The sequence below is a fragment of the Stappia indica genome (assembly GCF_001696535.1).
GTDB lineage: Bacteria > Pseudomonadota > Alphaproteobacteria > Rhizobiales > Stappiaceae > Stappia > Stappia indica.
Window position 1 is genome coordinate 585,987 of sequence record NZ_MBQE01000003.1, and the last position, 20,421, is coordinate 606,407.

Genomic DNA, 20,421 nt, shown 5'->3' on the forward strand with positions numbered 1-20,421 from the left:
CGAGGAAAGGCGGCAGGCGACATGACCGTGCATGAGCGCGACTGGGACGCATTCGTCACGCTGAAGGACGACGGCAAGGCGCATATGGACCTCGCCGTCGAAGGGGTGACCTGTGCCGCCTGCATGGCCGAGATCGAGCATGGTCTCGCGCTCGTGCCCGGCGTCGAGAAGGCCCGCCTCAACCTGACCAGCCACCGCCTTGCCGTCGACTGGCGGCAGGAGGAGACGGACGCCGAGCGGATCATCGACGTGCTGTCGCGGCTCGGATACCGGGCCCACCCCTTCGATCCGGCGGATGTGCGCGAGCGCTCCGATGCGGCGGGGCGCGAATTGCTGCGCGCGCTGGCCGTCTCCGGCTTTGCCATGATGAACATCATGCTGCTGTCGGTCTCGGTCTGGTCGGGCAATGCCAGCGGCATCGAGCCGGAAACCCGCGACTTCTTCCACTGGGTCTCGGCGCTGATCGCGCTGCCCGCCGCCGTCTATGCCGGCCGGCCGTTCCTGCGCTCGGCCTTCGCAGCGCTGGCCGCGCGCCGGCTCAACATGGATGTGCCGATCGTCATCGGCGTCAGCCTCGCGCTGTTCCTCTCGGTCATGCAGACCGTCCAGTCGGCCCATCACGCCTATTTCGAATCCGCCGTGATGCTCCTGTTCTTCCTGCTGATCGGCCGCTATCTCGACCACACGATGCGCCGGCGGACACGGGCCTTCGCCGAAAACATCGCCGCGCTCAAGGCCGAGACGGCGGTGATCCAGCGGCCCGACGGCTCCCTGCGCGAGGTGCCCCTGTCGCGGGTCGAGCCCGGCGCATTGATCCATGTGCGCGCCGGCGAGCGCGTGCCGCTGGACGGACGCGTCGTCAGTGGCTGCTCGGAGATCGACCAGAGCCTTGTCACCGGCGAGACGGCGCTGGCCTCCGTCGGACCTGGCGATGCCGTTTATGCCGGCACCACCAACGCCTCCGCCAGCCTGACCGTACAGGTGACGGTCGCCTCCGGCGCGACGCTGCTCGACGAGGTGACGCGCCTGCTGGAAACCGCCGCGCAGGCCCGCTCGCGCTATGTCCAGCTCGCCGACCGGGTGGCCCGCCTCTATTCGCCGGTGGTCCATCTCGCCGCGCTGCTCACCTTCGCCGGCTGGTATCTCCTTGGTGCCGACTGGCAGCATGCGCTGGTGATCGCGATCTCCGTGCTGATCATCACCTGCCCCTGTGCGCTCGGCCTTGCCGTGCCGGCGGTTCAGGTGGTCACGTCCGGGCTGCTGTTCCGCGCCGGCGTGCTGCTGCATTCGGGCGATGCCATCGAGCGTCTGGCCGAGGCCGATACCATCGTCTTCGACAAGACCGGCACGCTGACGCTGCCGCTGCCGGCAGTCTCAAGCGCGGGCGACATCGACCCGGCGGTCCTGCAGCTCGCCGGCCGGCTGGCTCTGGCGAGCCGTCACCCGCTTGCCGGTGCGCTCGCACGGGCCTCCGGCGCTGCCGTTCCGCTCGAGAACGTCCGCGAGACGCCGGGCGAGGGCATCGGGGCGACGTTCGAGGGACGGGAGCTCCGTCTCGGCAGCGCCCGCTTCTGCGGCATGGCCGAGGACGCCGTTGCGGACTTCGTCCGCCGGCATCCGGGCAGCTCGCTGATCGCCTTCCGCGACGGCGATGCTCCGGCGGTGCCCTTTGCGGTCGGCCAGCGGCTGCGCCCGGACGCGGTGGAGACCGTGGCGCGCCTGCGCCGCGACGGCTACCGGATGGCGATCCTGTCCGGCGACCGCTCGGCCCCGGTCGAGGAAGTGGCGCGCGAACTCGCCATCGAAGACTGGGCGGGCGAACTCACCCCGACGGCCAAGATCGCCCGGCTGGAACAGCTTGCCGGCGAGGGGCGCAAGGTGCTGATGGCCGGCGACGGGCTCAACGACGCCCCGGCGCTTGCCGCCGCCCATGTCTCGATCTCGCCGGTGACGGCGGTGCATGTGGCGCAGGCCGCCGCCGATGCGGTGTTCCTCGGCGACAGGCTCTCCCCCGTTGCCGACGCGTTGGGCCACGCCCGCCGCGCGCACCGGGCGATGGTTCAGAACCTGAGGTTCTCCGTCCTCTACAATTTCGTCGCGGTGCCCTTCGCCGTGGCCGGCTTTGTCACCCCGCTCTGGGCCGCGCTCGCCATGTCCTCGTCCTCTCTGGTGGTGACGCTGAACGCGCTGCGGCTGCGCCTGTCGCGCCAGCCGGACGCGTCTGCCGTTCTTCCTGCGGTGGCACCGGCTGGCGAGGCTTCTGCCGAAGGTCTCGAACGGAAGGCCGCCTGATGGACGTGCTGGTCTATCTCATTCCCGCTGCCCTGGTGCTCGGCCTTCTCGGACTTGCCGGGTTCCTCTGGTCGCTCAAGTCCGGCCAGTACGAGGATCTGGAGGGGGCCAAGTACCGGATCCTGCAGGACGACGACCTGCCGGAGGGAGATGGCAAAAACGACGAGCGGGGCTAACCGTTATTTCAGATTTCGCGTGCCATATGGTCTGGCACCGGAGGTTGAACGTGTCGCTTGATCTGGCATCCCTGACCTTTCTTCTCGTCGAAGACAGCGCCTACATGCGCACGATCCTGCGTACGATGCTGCAGGGATTCGGCGCGCGGCGGATCGTCGAGGCGGAAGACGGCGCGTCCGGCCTGGAGGCCATGGAGCGTGCCAACCCGGACATCCTGATTCTCGATTGGGTGATGCCGATCCTCGACGGCGCCGACATGGTGCGCATGATCCGCAATCCTCACAATCCCTTCGCCTATATCCCGATCATCATGGTCACGGGCCATACCGAGCGCAGCCGCATCATCGAGGCGCGGCGGCTCGGCGTGCACGAGCTGCTGTCCAAGCCGATCTCGGCCAAGGCGCTCTACCAGCGCGTCAACAGCGTGATCATGCAGCCGCGGGATTTCGTGAAGACGCCCAGCTATTTCGGACCGGCTCCCCGCGAGATCCGCAACCGGCAGAAGATCTGGCAGGGCATGGAAAACGGCGAGGACGGGCAGGCGGCCTGAACTTGCCGGCAACGCTATCAATTCCAGTGAACGAACGCAGAAGACGCATTGCGTCTGCTTGCCCCGCCGCCGGCTGGGCGGCGACCGACCGCGCATGTGCTCAGCTCTCGTCCTGGGACGAGCCGTCGGTGTCGCGTTGCCCGGCCGCCTTGCGCCGGCGCAGGTTGGCGCGCAGCGCCGCCGCGAGCCGCGCTTCGCGGGCATCGTCGCGACCACCCGGCTTGCGGTCGGCCTGCTTGCCGCCTTTTCCGGTTTTGGCCTTGTCGTCCGTCTGTCGGGTGCGGTCCGTCACGCAGCGTCTCGCATCATTCCTGTGGATGTCCTGAGCCAGCACGATATGCCGGAAAAGCCGGTCTTCTGGCAAGGCGGGGCGGTCACACGGCAGGGCGTTCGGTGGGCTCCGCGCCGGTTGGACGGATGGGGCGTGGATTGCGGTGTCAAAAGCCGTGAACCCCTCTTGACCATGCCCGAATTTGCGCATACACCCGCGCACATCGCTGCCGTAGCTCAGGGGTAGAGCACTCCCTTGGTAAGGGAGAGGTCGAGAGTTCAAATCTCTCCGGCAGCACCATTCATCCCCTTGAAATCGTTATTACTCCTTGCTTTTCAGCCGCTTGCATACATGCTGCGTCTACACAGACGCATACACATGGGCATGTCATGGCAGGCAGGATCAGGCACCTTCATTAGGTGTAGCGCGGTCGATTCTAAAAAGCCCTGGGAGGTGATCGCCAGGTCGCACTTCGCGCAATGCCGGTGCGCTTCGGCACTGAACCCGGCGCGATTGGGGTGATGTCCGAATTTTCGCAGAGCGCGCCTGCTTAGATTGCACCGCAGGGCTGCGGTTGATCTCGTCGATCGCGTCGACCAATTGCGTGGCCCGCGTCAGGTCGAAGACCTGCTCCGACTGAACCGTTCCTGCACCAAATTCGAATTCCAGACTTCCGACCTAGACCTATGAATGCAAACCGGTATTCTCTCTGATTAAAACTGAGAATTGCAAGGCGCCGAAGGAATTTTGCGGCGTCTTCCGGGGATGGGTGGTTTCGTGAACGTCGTTGAAGTCGAAGAAGCTTTTGAGCGGCTTTTTGCCGGAGAATTCGATCCGGAGGTTTTTCCGATCGCCTTGGCCGAGGCCATCGGTACCTCAAATGCCAACATTTCCAAGCTGAAATCCGGTGCGATGAACCGGTCGGACCTGCCCGGCGGCACACTGCTCAACGGAAAGTTCCACTTCCTTCCCGCCGAAGAAGGAAAGACGGAAGATGCGCTGGAAACCCTCTGTGGCTCCAAGGCTACGAAGACCCGCAAGGTCCGGATAGCCGTCACCACCGATGGCATCTCGGTTGCCGCCAGGGACATGAAATCCGGTGAGGCGCGGTTTTGCGACTACGCGGAACTCAAGGACAATTTTGGCTTCTTCCTGCCGCTGGCAGGATTCGAGCGCTTCAAGGCGGCGGATGAAAACCCGGTCGATATTCGCGCCACCAGCCGTCTTGCGAAGCTGTATGACGCCCTGATCAAGGCCAATCCGGAATGGGGAGAAGACGAGAACCGGCACGTCATGAACCAGTTCATGACGCGGATCGTCTTCTGTCTGTTCGCAGAGGATACGGGGATCCTGCCCGACAATATCTTTGCTCGTTGTCTGACGGACTACGGCGGGAACGCAGGCGAAACGGCGCAGGCGGCAATCCTTGCGGCCTTCACAGCCATGGCGACGCCGTCGGGCAAACGAGACGACCTGCCGAAATGGGCGGATGACTTTCCTTATGTGAACGGCGGCCTGTTCGCGGAAGGAATTGCAGCTCCCGTCTTTTCGCGAACGGCCTTTCAGTACTTGAAAGAAGCCGCAGGCATGGACTGGAAGGAGATCAATCCGGACATCTTCGGGTCGATGATCCAGTCCATTGCCGACCCGAAGGCGCGGTCGGAACTCGGCATGCATTACACCAGCGTGCCGAACATCCTGAAGGTGATCGGCCCGCTGTTCCTGGACGACCTGGACGAGGCGATCGACAAGGCCTGGAACAAGGCGTCCGCCCTGCGCGCCGTCCTGCAACGGATATCCAAGATCCGGGTGTTCGATCCCGCCTGCGGATCCGGAAACTTCCTCGTCGTCTCCTACCGGGAACTCCGGGACAGGGAAATCCGGATCCTGAAACGGCTCGAGGAAATCGATCCGGGCCATGCGATGGAAATGTTTTCCGCCGTTTCCCTGAGCAATTTCCACGGCATCGAAATTACCGATTTCGCGGCGGAGACGGCGAAACTGGCGCTCTTCATTGCCGAATATCAGGCAAATGCCCGTTTCGCAGATGTCTTCGGTCGCATGCCGCCCGCACTTCCTCTCCGGGATGGCGGACACATCGTCTGCGACAACGCACTGAGGGTGAACTGGGAAGTGGTTTGTCCCCCGCCGGACATGCTTGAAGAGGTGTACGTCGCAGGTAATCCTCCCTTCCTTGGATCCACCTATCAATCCAAGGAACAGAAGGCAGATTTAGCTCACGTGTTTAAGGGCGTAGTGAAGAACTTCGCGGCTTTCGATTTCGTTGCAGCTTGGTTCTTCAAGGCATCTCGATATCTTGAGGGGCGACCCGTCCGGGCGGCATTTGTGTCCACCAATTCCATTTGCCAAGGATATTCGGTTGCGGCGCTCTGGCCCCACGTTCTTGGCGAGCATCTGGAAATCGGATTCGCTCACAAGGATTTCAAGTGGCGGAATAATGCTTCGGCAAATGCGGCAGTCATCTGCTCGATCGTCGGCATCCGGAACCAGCTTGCCACGCGGAAGCGGCTATTCATTGGCGACACAGAAGGCTCGGCCGATAACATCAATCCCTATCTTGTTAATGGACCAACCGTCTATGTGCATGGAACTCGCCAAGGCATGTTTGGGCTTCCAGCAATGGACTACGGAAACAAACCTGTCGAAGGTGGGCATCTTATTGTTGATGAAAGCGAACGAGCACGACTGATTGAAAAGTGTCCCGAGCTAGGAAAATTCTTGAGGCCTTTTATGGGGTCCAGCGAGGTTGTTAAAGGATTCGTACGCTATTGCTTTTGGATCTCTGAAGCGGAAAAGGACGAGGCTCTATCAATTCGAGAAATAGCTGAGCGTGTTGAGAAGGTCCGTGAATTTCGATCAGGGAGCACTGACAAATACGTTACAGAAAAGCTGCTGCCCCTGTCTCATAGGTTCAAGCAGATCTTCACCGCCCAGAACCATTCGATACTTGTACCTCGCGTCACATCTGAGCGGCGCCCATACCTCCCTGTCGAGCGGGTCGGTGCTGACGTGATTTCGTCTGACCTGAACCAGGTCCTTTACGACGCCCCGGACTGGTGCATCGCATTGATTGCATCGAAGCTTCATCTCGTCTGGATCGCAACGGTCTGCGGTAAGCTGAAATCCGACTTCCGCTATTCCAACACCCTCGGCTGGAACACATTTCCCGTTCCGGACTTCACGGACAAACAGAAAACCGCGCTCGAAGAAAGCGCGCGGGAAATCCTTCTGGTGCGTGCCGACCATCATCCCAAGACCATCGCCCAGCTCTATGACCCCGACAAGATGCCGGACGATCTGAGACAGGCGCATCGGCGCAACGACGAGCTGCTGGAATCGATGTATATCGGGCGCCCGTTCCGGAACGATACCGAGCGGCTGGAACACCTCTTCAAGCGATATGCCGACCGCGTTGCCGAGCTGAAGAGAGGCGCCTGACCGATGACCGATCTCGTCAAAGTCACCTATTCCCAGAGCGGAAAGTCGAAGACGACGAACGAAATGGGCATGCGCCCCATGCAGGCCCGTGTCTACGACGCCCGCAACGCGCAGTGCCTGCTTTTGAAGGCGCCGCCAGCGGCCGGAAAATCCCGCGCACTGATGTTTCTCGGGCTGGACAAGCTTCATCATCAGGGACTGGAAAAGGTGATTGTCGCCGTTCCGGAGCGCTCGATCGGATCGTCCTTCAGCTCCACCGACCTGACCAGCCACGGGTTTTTCGCCGATTGGGTCGTGGAACCGCGCTGGAACCTCTGCACCGCCGGAACGGATGGGGGCGACGCCGCGAAAGCCAAGGTGAGGGCCTTCAAGGATTTCATGGCGTCGCCGGATCGGGTTCTGGTCTGCACCCATGCGACTTTCCGTTTCGCCTTTGAGGACGTCGGCGTCGAAGCCTTCGACAAGTCCATGGTGGCTATCGACGAGTTCCATCATGTCAGTGCGTCGGAGGAAAACCGTCTCGGTGAGATCCTGAGGCAGTTGGTCGCCCGGGACCGAGCCCACATCATGGCCATGACCGGATCCTACTTCCGGGGCGACACGGCGCCAGTTCTGCGCCCGGAGGACGAAGCCAAGTTCACCAGCGTAACCTATTCCTATTACGAGCAGCTCGATGGCTACGAACACCTGAAGACGCTGGGAATCGGATATCACTTCTACCGGGGACGGTATGTCGACGCCTTGATGGATGTTCTCGACACCTCGAAGAAGACCATCGTTCACATTCCGCATGTCATGTCGGCGGAAGCCTATGACCACAAGGACCAGCAGGTCGGCGCCATCATGGACGCCATCGGCGACCATCAGGGCATCGATCCGGATACCGGGTTCGACCTGATCAAGCGGGCGTCGGACGGAAAGGTTCTGAAAGTCGCCAACCTTGTCGATGACAACAGCGCGACACGACCGAAGGTCGTCTCCTCCCTTCAGAAGGCGAAGGACAAGGACGCCGTCGATATCATCATCGCGCTCGGCATGGCGAAGGAGGGGTTCGACTGGGTCTGGTGCGAGCATGCTCTTACGGTCGGCTATCGATCCTCCCTGACGGAAATCATCCAGATCATCGGGCGCGCGACCCGGGACGCCCCCGGAAAGCCCCATGCGCAATTCACGAACCTGATTGCGGAACCCGCAGCCGAAGAAGGCATCGTCGTCGACGCGGTCAACGACATGCTGAAGGCAATCTCCGGTGCGCTTCTGATGGAGCAGGTTCTGGCCCCCAACTTCAAGTTCCATCGCCGTCCGGATGATGCCGATGAGAGCGACGCCTGGCAGGATGAAAACGGCACCATTCATGTCGTGATCAAGGGACTGGCGATGCCTTCGACGGATCGCTCCAAGGCCATTATCGAGAACGACATGGACGATCTGGTTGCCAAGACCTGTCAGTCGATGGATCGCCGGACGATTGCCGACGACATCGCTCCGGAAGTCGCCACCCAGATGGTGATGACCGACATCATAGAACGCAGCTACGAGAACCTGTCGGATGATGAGACCGAGGAAGTCCGCCAGCATCTCGCCGCCCGGATGAACCTGATGACTATGGCGCGCCGGGAGGCACAACGGCAGGCCGAAGAGAGGGGCGCCGAATACACTCAAGGCGAAGGTTCGGGCGGCGAAATGGACGAAGACGGCGCAACGTTCGACCATTCCGGTCTGCTGAGGATGGTGAAGAAGTTCATCAACGTCCGAGACCTCGACATCGATCTGATCGACAGCGTGAATCCCTTCCGTGAATCCTATGACGTTGCCTCGAAGGCGCTCGACAGTCAGGTGCTGTCGCAGATCCAGGCGATGATGGTCGCCCAGAGGATTCAGATGACCGAGGCCGAAGCTGTTGCCCTCTGGCCCAGGATCAAACGGTTCCGTGAACAGGAGGGACGGGCACCCAATCCCAATGCGGCCGACCCGCTCGAAAAGCGTCTGGGCGAAGCCCACTCCTATATCCGGGCGAAGAAGGCTGAGCGCATGCGGGCGGCGGAGGCCTGATCCATGGCGCGCCGGACACTGGACGACATATTCGAGGACGATGACCCGTTCGGTCTGCTCGATGTGAAATCCGGCAGACGCGGCGGTGCATCCGCGGACCTGGAAAAGGATCGGGCCGTTCTTGAACAGGCGACCGCCTTCTATAAGGAGCATGGCCGCGCGCCGGACCGTGACGCCGGCGACATCAACGAAGCCATTTTGGGACGAAGGCTGGCACGCGTTCGGGACCGCGCCTATACCGCCGATCTTCGCGGCGACGATGCGTCCGGAATGCTTGTCCTGCGAGAAGACCCTGCGGAACCGCCTCAACCTTCATGGCGGGACGAAGTTCCGGAAGATGAAGCCTCCGGCCTGTCCCTGGATGACATATTCGAGGATGAGGATTTCGAGCTCGATGCGGAATTGGTCAAGCCGTCGAAGGTGACGCCCGCGGCGGAAAGGAGCGCGAGCGACCATCGTGCGGAGCGGCGTCCCTGCCGGGATTTCAAGATTTTCGAACCTCTGTTCGAGGACGTTCATGCGGCAGTCCAGCGCGGAGATCGCGAACTTGTTCCCTTCACGAAGAAGGGAGGCACCGAAACCGTGGAAGGCGACTTCTTCATCCAGAAGGGGCAATACGCCTACGTCGCCGAGAAGGGCGAACGCACCATGAAAGGGGGGCGTTCGGATCATCGTTTACGCGTGATCTATTCGAACGGGACCGAAAGCGACATCCTGATGCGGTCCTTCGAAAAGGGTATGTACGACGATCCGACTGCGCGCCGCGTCGAGGGGCGTGGCTTCGGCCCTCTGGACGATCAGTGGCAGGACGACAAGGCCGTCGTAGATGGCGTCGTTTATGTTGCCCGGAGCAAGTCGACCCAACCGGATATCCAACAGGACAGGCTGATTCTCCACAAGATCGGGGTGACTTCCGGCGATGTCCAGCGCCGCATTGCCGACGCGAGAAACGATCCGACCTTCCTCTTTGCGCCGGTCGAGATCGTGGCGGTCTTCGAGCTTGTGGGCGTGCGTCGTGACCGTGTCGAGCATATCCTGCACACTTTTTTTGAAGGCGCTCGAGCGGACATTTCGGTCCCAGACCGTTTCGGCAAGAACGTCCGGCCGCGGGAGTGGTTCTATGTGCGTCCGGACACGGTCGCCAAGGCGGTCGCGGCCATCAAAGACGGATCGATTGTCGGTCTGGAATACGATGTGGAGACGCAGTCGATCCGGAAGCGGTAATGAGGTTTTCAGAGTAAAATTCATTGCTTCGGTTGCTCGCAGGCGCCTGATGCGTGCCTGTAAGGTCCCTTGACGCTTCTGGCGATGCGAAATGCAGGTGTAATTTACCTTCTTCAAAGACCGGCCTTTGACTGAAGTCAAATGGTTGCGCACCCGGTTGACCTAAACGTGCAGTATGCAAGGCAGGATCCGTGCTGCCCAGGCGCAGGCCGATACCGCGCCACAGGTCTTCTGTTTGCGAGGGGTTTTCGATGAAGTGGAAACAGGTCATCGCCGTGGCGGCAGTGATCGTGGCTGTCGCAGGCGGGGTCTATCTGTGGCGCACGATGAACACCGAGACGCTGCCCGAGGGCATCGCGTCCTCGAACGGCAGGATCGAAGCGGAGCGCGTCGACGTCGCCACCAAGATGGCCGGACGCGTGGCGGAGGTCCTGGTCGGCGAGGGCGAGATGGCCGAGGTCGGGCAGCTCGTCGCGCGCATGGATGTGTCGGAACTCAACGCCCGGATTGCCCAGGCCCGCGCCACGGTCGCACAGGCCGAGCAGGGCCTGCGCCAGTCCGAAGCGCAGGTCGCCTTGAACGAGGCCAAGCGCGACCTTGCCGAAAAGGAGCACCAGCGCACCGTCGCGCTGGTCGAGCGGCAGGTGAGCTCGCAGGAGCTGGCCGACCAGCGGCGCACCGCGCTCGATACCGCGGTGGCAGGGGTGGACGCGGCCAAGGCCGGCGTCGAGCTTGCCAAGGCCACCATCGAGTCGGCCAAGGCCGCGGTCGCCCAGCTCGAAGCCATTCTCGACGACACCCAGCTGCGCGCCCCACGGGGCGGTCGCGTTCAGTATCTTCTGGCCCGCGAGGGCGAGGTGCTCGGCGCCGGCGGCAAGGTGCTCACGCTGACCGACCTGACCGACATCTACATGACGATTTTCCTGCCGGCGCGCGATGCCGGTCTGTTGCAGCTCGGCAGTGAAGCGCGCCTGATCCTCGACCCGATTCCCGATTACGTCATTCCGGCGAGCGTCACCTTCGTCGCCAGCAACGCCCAGTTCACGCCGAAGTCGGTGGAAACACCGGATGAGCGGGAGAACCTGATGTTTCGGGTGAAGCTGTCCATCCCGAAGGATCTTCTGGTCAAGTATCAGGACCGGGCCAAGGCCGGTGTCGCGGGCGTCGGCTATGTGCGGACCGACCCTGCCGTCGCCTGGCCGGGCTTCCTGGAGGTCAAGCTGCCGCAATGACGGGAGAACAGGCCGCCAGGCTGCAGGGCGTAACGCATCGTTACGGGCAGGTCGCAGCCCTTTGCGATGTCACGCTTGACATTCCCGCCGGTTGCATGGCCGGCCTGATCGGCCCGGACGGCGTCGGCAAGTCGACCCTGCTGGCGATCGTTTCCGGCGTGCGCCGCATCCAGTCGGGATCCGTCACCGTGTTCGGCGGCGACATGGCCGGTGCCGCTCATCGTCGGGCCTGCAGCCGGCGCATCGCCTATATGCCGCAGGGGCTCGGCCGCAATCTCTATCCGACCCTGTCGGTCCGCGAGAACCTCGACTTCTTCGGACGGCTCTTCGGGCAGTCGGAGGCGGAGCGCGCGGAGCGGATCGATGCGCTGCTGGAAGCCACCGGCCTAGCGCCATTTCCCGATCGCCCGGCCGGCAAGCTGTCCGGCGGCATGAAGCAGAAACTGTCGCTCTGCTCCGCCCTCATCCACGATCCGGACCTTCTGATCCTCGATGAGCCCACCACCGGCATCGACCCGCTCTCGCGCGAGCAGTTCTGGCAGCTGATCGCCAGCATCCGGCGCGACCGCCCGCATATGAGCGTCGTCGTCGCCACAGCCTATATGGAGGAGGCCGAACGCTTCGACTGGCTGGCCGCCATGATGGATGGGCGGATCATCGCCGAGGGCACGCCCGAGGCGCTGCGGCAGGCTGCCGGCGTCTCGACGCTGGAAGCTGCGTTCGTTGCCATGCTGCCGGAAGCCGAGCGACGCGGGCACCGCACCGTCGAGGTGCCGCCGCGCGTGCCGATGGAGGGGCCGCCGGCAATCGAGGCGCACGGCCTGACCTGCCGCTTCGGCGACTTCACCGCCGTCGACCATGTGAGTTTCGAGATCGAGCGCGGCGAAATCTTCGGCTTCCTGGGATCGAACGGCTGCGGCAAGTCGACCACGATGAAGATGCTGACCGGGCTCTTGCCGGCAAGCGAGGGCGAAGCGCTGCTGTTCGGCGAGACGCTGGACGCGGGCGACATGGCCACCCGCCGCCGCGTCGGCTACATGTCGCAGTCCTTCTCGCTCTATTCCGAGCTGACGGTGCGCCAGAACCTGGACCTGCACGCGGCCCTCTACCGTCTCGCGCCCGAAACGCGCGAGGCCCGCATCGAGGAAATGCTGAGCACCTTCGACCTGCGGGGCGAGGCGGACATGCGGCCGACCGGGCTCCCGCTCGGCATCCGGCAGCGCCTGCAGCTTGCCGTGGCGCTGATCCACAAGCCTGAAGTCCTCATTCTCGATGAGCCCACCTCAGGCGTCGATCCGGTCGCACGGGACATTTTCTGGCAATACCTGATCGACCTGTCGCGCAATCAGGGCGTCACGATCTTCATCTCGACCCATTTCATGAACGAGGCGGAGCGGTGCGACCGCATCTCGCTGATGCATGCGGGCAAGGTGCTGGCCGTCGGCGCGCCGGACGAGCTGACCCGCAGCAAGGGCGCGGCCAGCCTGAACGACGCCTTCATCGATATCCTGCGCGAGGCGTCCGGTCAGGGCGCCTCGCCGGACCCGGTCGGGGAAGCCCCGGTATCCGCATCCGAGACTGCTGCCCCGCAGCCGGCTCCGGCGTCAAACGCGGACGCAGGCGGATTTTTCAGCCCGTCGCGCCTTTGGGCCTTTGCCCGCCGCGAAACGATGGAATTGCTGCGCGATCCCATGCGGCTGGTCTTTGCCTTTTTCGGGCCGGTCATCCTCATGCTGACTTTCGGATACGGCATTTCTCTGGACGTCCAGAACCTGCCCTATGCGGTGCTGGACCGCGATCAGTCCATGGAGAGCAGGACGCTGCTGGAGAGCTTTTCCGGCTCGCGCTATTTCGAGGAGCACGCTCCGGCGACCGGCAGGCGGGATCTGCACCAGCGCATGGTCGATGGCGAAATCAGCATCGGCATCGAGATACCGCCCGAGTTCGGGCGCAGGCTCTTGCGCGGTGATACCCCGGAGATCGACGTGCTGATCGATGGCGCAATGCCCTTCCGGGCCGAGACGGCGCGCGGCTATCTGCAGGGCCTGGCCCTTGGCTACTACGCCGATCAGGTGGAACGGCAGTTCGGCGAGGTGATCTCGCCCTATGCCACCGAGGTGGTCACCCGCTTCCGCTACAACCAGTCGTTCAAGAGCGTGTTCGCCATCGTGCCCTCGGTGATGATGCTGATGCTCGTCCTGATCCCCGCCATCATGACGGCAATGGGCGTGGTGCGCGAAAAGGAAACCGGTTCGATCGCCAATTTCCGCTCGACGCCGGTGACGCGCAGCGAGTTCCTGCTCGGCAAGCAGCTTCCCTATGTCGTCATCGCCCTGATCAGCTTCGTCAGCCTCGTCGCCATCGGCTATGTGGTGTTCGGCGTATCCCTGAAGGGCTCGGTTTCGGCGCTGATGGTCGGAACCCTGTTCTACATTCTGGCCACAACGGCCTTCGGCCTGCTGGTGTCGACCTTCACCAGGACGCAAGTGGCCGCCACCTTCGCCGCCGCGATCATCGCCATCATTCCCGCCGTCAACTTTTCCGGCCTGGTCGTGCCGGTCTCCTCCCTGTCGGGAAGCGGCCGGCTGCTCGGCCTGGCCTTTCCGTCCTCCTGGTATCAGCAGGTCAGCGTCGGCACCTTCACCAAGGGGCTGGGCTTCGCCGAGCTTTGGCACAATCACCTGGCGCTGGCCGGTTTCGCGCTTCTCTTCACCGTCCTGTCGATCGCCATTCTGGACAAGCAGGAGGCGTAGGATGTTTCTGTGGCTCGCCAATGTCCATCGCCTCGGCGTCAAGGAACTCAGAAGCCTCGTCTTCGATCCTGTCCTGCTGCTGCTGATCGTCTATGTCTTCACGCTGGCCATCTACGCCGTGGCGACAGGCGCCAAGCTGGAGGTGCAGAACGCGTCCGTCGCCTATGTCGACGAGGACCGCTCCGCCCTGTCCGGACGCATCGTCAGTGCCATCCTGCCGCCGGAATTCGACATCCCGGTGGAGATCTCCGCCGACCGGATCAATGCGAGCATGGACAGCGGCGCCTTCGTTTTCGTGCTGCGCTTTCCGCCCGAGTTCGAGGCCGACCTGCTAGCCGGCCGCAAGTCCGAGATCCAGCTCAACGTCGACGCGACCGCCATGGCCCAGGCGGGCAACGGCACGGTGTTCCTGCAGTCGATCATCCAGGCAGAGACCGCGAAGTTCCTGAGCGGCAACGAAGACGCGGCGGCGCTGCCGATCGACCTTGTCGTGCGCGCCATGTTCAACCCGAACCTCGACTCCAGCTGGTTCAACGCCGTGATGCAGGTCATCAACAACGTCACCATCCTGTCGGTTTTGCTGACCGGGGCCGCGCTGATCCGCGAACGCGAGCACGGCACCATCGAGCATCTTCTGGTGATGCCGGTGAAACCGTCCGAGATCATGGTGGCGAAGATCTGGGCGAACGGGCTGGCCATCGTCGTGGCTGCGGTTCTGTCGCTGGTCTTCGTGGTGCAGCTTCTGCTGGGCGTGCCGATCCACGGGTCGATTGCCCTGTTCGTCTTCGGGGCCCTAATCTACATGATCTCGGTCACCGGGCTCGGCATCCTGATCGCGACCTTCACGACCTCGATGCCCCAGTTCGGCCTTCTCGCATTGCCGGTTCTGGTCATGATGAACCTGCTTTCCGGCAGCACGACGCCCATGGAAAGCATGCCCGAATGGCTCCAGGCGGTCATGCAGGCATCGCCCTCGACCCATTTCGTCGCCTTTGCCCAGGCCATTCTCTATCGCGGCGCAGGGCTGGCAACCGTATGGCCGTCGATCCTCGCCATGTCGGTCCTGAGCGCGGTTTTCTTCGTCGTCGCGCTGTCGCGTTTCCGCAAGACCATGGCCGGTGCGCGCTGACGCTCGCGATCTTGACTGCCCGATGTTTCAGCGTCCGGCCGCGCGGCCACGGCTGACGGGCGGTGCGATATGCCGCTCTGCCGTTTCGCGCAGGAGCGCGCAAAGCTCGGCGGCGGCCGGTGCAGGGTCGTCCGCGCTCAGCAACCTGACCTCTATCGGCGGCAGGTCGGGCAGGCCGTGCTCGTGACTGTCGATCTCCCGCAGGTCCGCCGGAATGCGGTGCCGCGTGCGCGCCGTGATGCCGTGGCCGGTCCGCATCGCGGCCCACAGTCCCGGAAGGCTCGGCGTCGTCAGCGCCAGCCGCCAGGGGCGCCCGGCCTGATCCAGGCTGCGCAGCGCCGTCTGGCGAAACAGGCAGGGATGATCGAACAGCACCAGCGGCAACGGGGCTGCGATCTCCCGGCTCGTGTCCGTTCCGATCCATACCAAAGGCAGCGTGGCGATCTTCTCGCCATGCCCCTCCGAACCTTGCGGAAAGAAGGCGAGGGCGGCATCGAGCCGCCCGGCGCGCACCTCCTGCGCCAGCGTGTGATTGCGGCCCGCGCGCACTTCCACATGAGTGCCGGGATGCCGCGCGGCGAAGGCCTGCAGCGTGTCCGGCATGACGTCCTCGAAGAAGTCCTGCGGCAGTCCGAGCCGGATTGCGGCCGGTGCTGCTGCCGCGCCCAGCCGGTCCAGCGCCGCATCGTTCAGCGCCAGGATCCGCCGCGCATGGGCGAGCAGCGTCTCGCCGGCCTCCGTCGGCAGCAGGCCGCGGCCGCTGCGGCGGAACAGCACCTGCCCGGTCTGCTGCTCCAGCTTTTTCAGATGCATGCTGATCGCCGACTGCGAGCGCCCGAGCGCCGAGGCCGCCCGCGCGAAGCTGCCGAGCTCGATGCCCGCAACCATGCTGCGCAGCGCATCCATGTCGAGATTGGCCCTTATCATCCCGAAATCCTGAAGAGTTGATCCAGCATTATCCGTTATTCGAAAGGCGCGCAGCGCGCTAGCCTCGGCCATGCTGAAAGGCGAAGCGAGCAAAGCGAACGGGAGAGCGGGATGCGTGTCGGGTTCATCGGTCTTGGCGTGATGGGGCAGCCGATGGCGCTCAATCTGGCGCGGGCGGGCGTCGATCTGCTGGTGTGGAACCGGACGACCGAGCGCTGCGATCCCTTGCGCGAGGCCGGCGCGAAGCTGGCGGCGAGCGCCGCCGAGGTGTTTCGAAACGCGGACGTGATCATCCTGATGATGGCAAACGGCGCGGCCACCGATGCCGTGCTCGGCCGGTGCGCGGAGGGCTTTGCCGGCACCGTCGCCGGGCGGCTGATCGTTTCGATGGGCACCAGTTCGCCGGAGTGGTCGCGCGGGCTGGACGCCGACATCCGTGCGGCCGGCGGGCGCTATGTCGAGGCGCCGGTCTCCGGCTCCCGCGTGCCGGCGGAGGAGGGGCAGCTGGTCGGCATGCTGGCGGGCGGCGACGACGATGTCGCGATGCTGCGCGAACTGCTGCGCCCCGTCTGCCGCGAGACGATCCCCTGCGGTGCGGTGCCGGGCGCGCTGACCATGAAGCTGTCCGTCAATCTGTTCCTGATCACCATGGTCGCCGGCCTTGCCGAGGCCTTTCATTTTGCCGAGCGGCAGGGCGTGAATTTGCAACGATTTCAAGCGGTTCTCGATGTCGGGCCGATGGCGAGCGCCGTCTCCCGGATCAAGCTCGCCAAGCTGTGCGCCGGCAACTTCTCGGTGCAGGCGGCAATCTCCGACGTGAAGATGAACAGCGGGCTCGTCGCCGAAGCGGCACGCGGGGCCGGGATCGCCGCGCCTTTGCTCGATGCGGCCGACGCGCTTTTCGGCGAGGCGGAGGGCCTGGGCCTCGGGAAACAGGACATGGCAGCCGTCGTCCAGGCGATAGCGGCCCGCAGCGACGGCGGGCCGCAAGGCGCCTGATCAGGTGCCGGAATAGGCCGGCACCCGCCGCTCGACCCAGGCGTCGAGCCCTTCGTGAATGTCGTTCGTCGCGACCATCCGGGCGAACTGCTCGCCCTCGGCCAGCAGGCCTTCGGCGATGGTCATGTTGAGGCCGCGGGTGACGGCGGCGATGATGCCGGCCACCGCGAGCGGCGAGTGGCGCAGGATCCGGCGGGCGAGGGCGCGGGCGCGGCTCATCACCTCGCCGGGCTGAACGACGGCATTGACCAGCCCCATCTCCAGCGCCTGATGCGGGCCGAAGGGATCGCCGGTCAGAAGCAGCTCCAGTGCGCGTTTGCGGCCCGCAAGCCGAGGCAAACGCTGGGTTCCGCCGAAGGTCGGCGGGATGCCGATGGCGATTTCCGGCTTGGCGAAGCGGGCCTCGCTGCTGGCGACGGCCAGGTGCGCGGCCTCGGTGATCTCGCAGCCGCCGCCATAGGCAAGGCCGTTGACCGCGACGATCACCGGCTTCGGGAAGGCTTCGAGCCGAGCGGTCATCGCCTGGCCGCGGCGAACGAAATCGCGCACCGCGCGGGCCGGGCCGAGCCGGACGCTTTCGCGAAACTGCGGAATGTCGCCGCCGGCGGAGAAGGCGCGCTCGCCGGCGCCGGTCAGGATCACCGCGCCAACGTGGGTGTCGAGCTCGATCTCCTCCAGCCGCTCCAGCAGCCGGTCGGCCATCTCGTAATTGATCGCGTTGAGCTTGTCCGGGCGGTTCAGGGTCAAGGTGGCGATGCCGCCGTCGATTTCGCACAGCACAGTGTCGGACATGGGGGTCTCCTCGTCGGTCCAGTCCGCCCATGCTGGGCCGTGGGCGCTCCCGACACAAACGAGGAAAGCTTGCCTGAAGTGAACAGAATTCATCCGAGAAATGGCGCAGCTTCGCCCTTCAGCCAGCGCAGGAAGGCGGCGATCTCGCGCCGGGGCTCGTGACCGGAGGGGAGCAGCGCCCAGTAACCGGTGCGCACGGGCACCGGCGGACACCCGGCAATCGGCGCAAGGCCGGGGGAGGCGAGAGCATCCGCGCAAAGCGGCAGGCGGGCAAGGGCGACGCCGAGCCCCTGCGCGGCGGCTTCCAGCGCGAGGTCGACCGTGTCGACATGAAGGCCGCGGCCCGCAGGCGGCAGTGCTTCGCCTGCCGCCGACGCTGCACCATCGAACCAGGCCGCCCAGTCGTGCTCGACCGTCGCCACATGGATCAGGGGTGCGCGCGCCCAGTCGATCCGCCCGTCGCGCCGGGGCGGACGGGCGGCGAGATCGGGATGCGCCACCGGCTGCAACGCCTCGCGGAACAGCAACTCGGAGCGCGCCGAGGGCCAGGGCGCGGGCCCCATGCGGATGGCGAGGTCGACGCCGTCGAGCGGAAAGACCGCCTGCCGGTGGCTGGTATCGACATGCAGGTCGATCTCCGGGTGTCGGCCGCGAAACCGGCCGAGCCGCGGCACCAGCCAGCGGCGGGCGAAGGTCGGGGCGACGCTGATGCGGATCCTGCGGGCGCCGAGCAAGGGCGACACCCGATGCGCGCCGGTGGCGATCATCGACAGGCCCTCGCTGACATAAGGCAGCAGGTCCTCGCCGGCGGCGGTCAGCGTCACCGCGCGGCCCGAGCGGTCGAACAGCGGCGCGCCGAGCCAGGTTTCCAGCGTGTCGATGCCGTGGCTGACGGCGGACGGGGTGAGGCCGAGCTCCTCCGCCGCCTGCTTGAAGCTGGCGTGGCGGGCGGCGGCCTCGAACAGGCGAAGCGAGGCAAGCGGCGGCAGGCGCAGACCCATGGACGTCTCCCGGATAAATGAGTTCTGCTCATTTAAACGCGGAAAGATGCCGCCGGGCAAAGATATTTCAGCCCGCTCCGCCCGCCGCACCAGGCGGGTTGGACCGGGGGCCTTGTCCCCGTTTGCGAGACTTGCGACGGATTTTGCAAAATCCCGTCTCAATTCCTGTGAAAATTGATGCGAGACGCCGCAAACTCGCGAAATCGGCGAAACGCCGAGGACCGCGCCCGATCCGCCGGCCGGACCGTCGCGAGCTGACGGTGTATCGTCAAAAACATCAGGGGCACGTAAGGGGCGAAGGTTCCGCCGCCGCGCCGGTCCCATGGCGCCCCGGGCGGAGCGTCGCGAAACCGGGGATAAGGTTTTTTTGGGAGAGGCATCGGTGCTGTCGGATGATCGGACAGGCAGAAAAGCCGTTCGTCCGCGCGGCTGATCGCCCCACAATCCTCGACCGTCAATCTTCGCCCTCGCGGTCGAGGCCGAACTCCCGGACCAGGAACTCGACGGTCTTCTCGTCGTAGATCTTGCAGGCAATGTTCTGGTTGGCGAAGATACCGGCATAGGTCTTGGCGTTCGACCGGTCGACGGTCTTCTTCCAGTCGATGCCGATCACATAGGCCCGCTTTTCCGGGTCGTTGCCGAATTCGGTGAAATAGCCGCGCGGCACGGCCTCGACGAGGGGCCGGCCATCCGCGATGAGGAAGTCGTCGGCGGGTTGCATCTCGGAGCGCACCACGCCATGCCCGAGATAGCCGGTGTTCTTCTGGTAGAAGAACACCCGGTCTCCGACCTTCAGCCGGGCCAGCCCGTCCGAATACCACTTGCCGCCCGAGGCGACGACATAGCCATGGCGGCGCAGGTCTTCCCAGGGCACGTCGCTTTCGGCGCCGGCCGTCAGGTACCAGTAGCCGCTCCAGGGCGCGCGGGTGTTGCGGGTGGCGCGCTCGGCGACCTCCTCCTGCTCCAGCAAGGTGTCGGTAGACAGCCACTGGACGCCCTGGTCCTCGAAGACGTTGAAGAAGGCGACATTGATGCCGACGCCGTGCACCTCGGACAGGTATTCGATGATGCGCGTGGTCGTCTCGTCCATGCTGCCGGCGACGATCATCATCTGGTGCGAGGCGTTGAGCGTGTCGGGCGGCGGCACCGAGAAGCGCTCGCGATAGACCTCGTCCAGGGTGCGGCCGGTCTTTTCCAGGCAGAGCGCATGCACGTCGCGGGTCGACAGGGACACCACCCAGGAGGCGTAGTCGAGCACCTGGGCGACGATCTCCCGCGGCGTCCGGTCCCGCTTCAGCTCGATGATGATGAGCGAGCCGTCCTTGTCCATCGCCAGCAGGTCGATACGGCCGCGATTGGCGATGGTCACCTCGCGTCCGATGATGACGCCATTGATCCCGACAAGGCCGAGATTGTCGCGCACCCAGTCCTGGATCATCACCTCGTTGGCGAGCCTGGAGCGCGCGGCGCGCACCAAGGCGCCATTCTCGATCCGGAAAAGTTCGCTCATGTGTTCTCAAAAGCCCCTTGTCGCAAATGCCTGATCTCAAATCGCCCGGCGCC

At 64.4% G+C, this 20,421-nt stretch carries 15 protein-coding genes and 1 tRNA gene; 11 read left to right on the forward strand and 5 right to left on the reverse strand.

The window, feature by feature from the left end:
• Positions 1 to 21: 21 nt before the first annotated feature.
• The 3 genes from BBX35_RS13975 to BBX35_RS13985 are packed head-to-tail and all read left to right on the forward strand — an operon-like array spanning position 22 to position 3,019.
• Positions 22 to 2,292, forward strand: a complete 2,271-nt coding sequence (locus tag BBX35_RS13975; RefSeq protein WP_067221168.1) for a heavy metal translocating P-type ATPase — start codon at positions 22 to 24, stop codon at positions 2,290 to 2,292.
• Positions 2,292 to 2,468 carry a cbb3-type cytochrome oxidase assembly protein CcoS gene (gene ccoS / locus BBX35_RS13980; RefSeq protein ID WP_067221170.1) on the forward strand — a complete coding sequence of 59 codons (177 nt, stop codon included), beginning with the start codon at positions 2,292 to 2,294 and terminating at the stop codon, positions 2,466 to 2,468. The genes BBX35_RS13975 and ccoS overlap by 1 nt, the downstream gene beginning before the upstream one ends.
• Positions 2,469 to 2,494: 26 nt before the next feature.
• Positions 2,495 to 3,019 carry a response regulator gene (locus tag BBX35_RS13985; RefSeq protein WP_067221173.1) on the forward strand — a complete coding sequence of 175 codons (525 nt, stop codon included), beginning with the start codon at positions 2,495 to 2,497 and terminating at the stop codon, positions 3,017 to 3,019.
• A 100-nt stretch (positions 3,020 to 3,119) separates the two neighbouring features.
• On the opposite strand, the gene BBX35_RS13990 is transcribed toward BBX35_RS13985, so the two are convergent.
• On the reverse strand, positions 3,120 to 3,311 hold the full coding sequence (locus tag BBX35_RS13990) for a hypothetical protein (protein WP_067221174.1): 192 nt from the start codon (positions 3,309 to 3,311) through the stop codon (positions 3,120 to 3,122).
• Between the two features lie 204 nt (positions 3,312 to 3,515).
• Between BBX35_RS13990 and BBX35_RS13995 the strand changes: the two genes are divergently transcribed.
• The 7 genes from BBX35_RS13995 to BBX35_RS14025 all read left to right on the forward strand — a co-directional run bounded on the left by BBX35_RS13995 (position 3,516) and on the right by BBX35_RS14025 (position 15,139).
• Positions 3,516 to 3,590, forward strand: a tRNA-Thr gene (locus BBX35_RS13995).
• Positions 3,591 to 4,067: 477 nt separating this feature from the next.
• On the forward strand, positions 4,068 to 6,749 hold the full coding sequence (locus BBX35_RS14000) for a class I SAM-dependent DNA methyltransferase (RefSeq protein WP_067221635.1): 2,682 nt from the start codon (positions 4,068 to 4,070) through the stop codon (positions 6,747 to 6,749).
• Positions 6,750 to 6,752: 3 nt separating this feature from the next.
• Complete coding sequence (locus BBX35_RS14005; protein WP_067221177.1) at positions 6,753 to 8,801, forward strand: DEAD/DEAH box helicase; 2,049 nt, start codon at positions 6,753 to 6,755, stop codon at positions 8,799 to 8,801.
• A gap of 3 nt (positions 8,802 to 8,804) precedes the next feature.
• The gene (locus BBX35_RS14010) at positions 8,805 to 10,025 is read left to right on the forward strand and encodes a GIY-YIG nuclease family protein (RefSeq protein ID WP_067221180.1); all 1,221 of its coding nucleotides are present in this window, start codon (positions 8,805 to 8,807) and stop codon (positions 10,023 to 10,025) included.
• Between the two features lie 251 nt (positions 10,026 to 10,276).
• Positions 10,277 to 11,257, forward strand: a complete 981-nt coding sequence (locus tag BBX35_RS14015; RefSeq protein WP_067221181.1) for an HlyD family secretion protein — start codon at positions 10,277 to 10,279, stop codon at positions 11,255 to 11,257.
• Positions 11,254 to 14,010, forward strand: coding sequence for a ribosome-associated ATPase/putative transporter RbbA (gene rbbA / locus BBX35_RS14020; protein ID WP_067221184.1), 2,757 nt, complete (start codon positions 11,254 to 11,256; stop codon positions 14,008 to 14,010). The genes BBX35_RS14015 and rbbA overlap by 4 nt, the downstream gene beginning before the upstream one ends.
• Before the next feature lies 1 nt (position 14,011).
• Positions 14,012 to 15,139: an ABC transporter permease gene (locus tag BBX35_RS14025; RefSeq protein WP_067221187.1), complete on the forward strand. Its 1,128-nt coding sequence runs from the start codon at positions 14,012 to 14,014 to the stop codon at positions 15,137 to 15,139.
• 27 nt (positions 15,140 to 15,166) lie between these two features.
• Here the strand turns inward: BBX35_RS14025 and BBX35_RS14030 are convergent, their stop codons facing one another.
• The gene (locus BBX35_RS14030; RefSeq protein WP_067221189.1) at positions 15,167 to 16,066 is read right to left on the reverse strand and encodes a LysR substrate-binding domain-containing protein; all 900 of its coding nucleotides are present in this window, start codon (positions 16,064 to 16,066) and stop codon (positions 15,167 to 15,169) included.
• Between the two features lie 30 nt (positions 16,067 to 16,096).
• Between BBX35_RS14030 and BBX35_RS14035 the strand changes: the two genes are divergently transcribed.
• Entirely contained in the window at positions 16,097 to 17,065 is a 969-nt protein-coding gene (locus BBX35_RS14035) for an NAD(P)-dependent oxidoreductase (RefSeq protein ID WP_279626366.1), read from the forward strand.
• Here BBX35_RS14035 and BBX35_RS14040 read toward each other — a convergent pair whose 3' ends face one another.
• From BBX35_RS14040 to BBX35_RS14050, 3 genes are all read right to left on the reverse strand, one after another.
• Positions 17,066 to 17,857 (reverse strand): crotonase/enoyl-CoA hydratase family protein, encoded by a 792-nt coding sequence (locus tag BBX35_RS14040; protein ID WP_067221194.1) that lies wholly within the window; start codon positions 17,855 to 17,857, stop codon positions 17,066 to 17,068.
• Between the two features lie 89 nt (positions 17,858 to 17,946).
• The gene (locus BBX35_RS14045) at positions 17,947 to 18,858 is read right to left on the reverse strand and encodes a LysR substrate-binding domain-containing protein (RefSeq protein ID WP_067221196.1); all 912 of its coding nucleotides are present in this window, start codon (positions 18,856 to 18,858) and stop codon (positions 17,947 to 17,949) included.
• Between the two features lie 454 nt (positions 18,859 to 19,312).
• Positions 19,313 to 20,368, reverse strand: coding sequence for an endonuclease NucS domain-containing protein (locus tag BBX35_RS14050; protein WP_067221199.1), 1,056 nt, complete (start codon positions 20,366 to 20,368; stop codon positions 19,313 to 19,315).
• Positions 20,369 to 20,421: the final 53 nt, after the last annotated feature.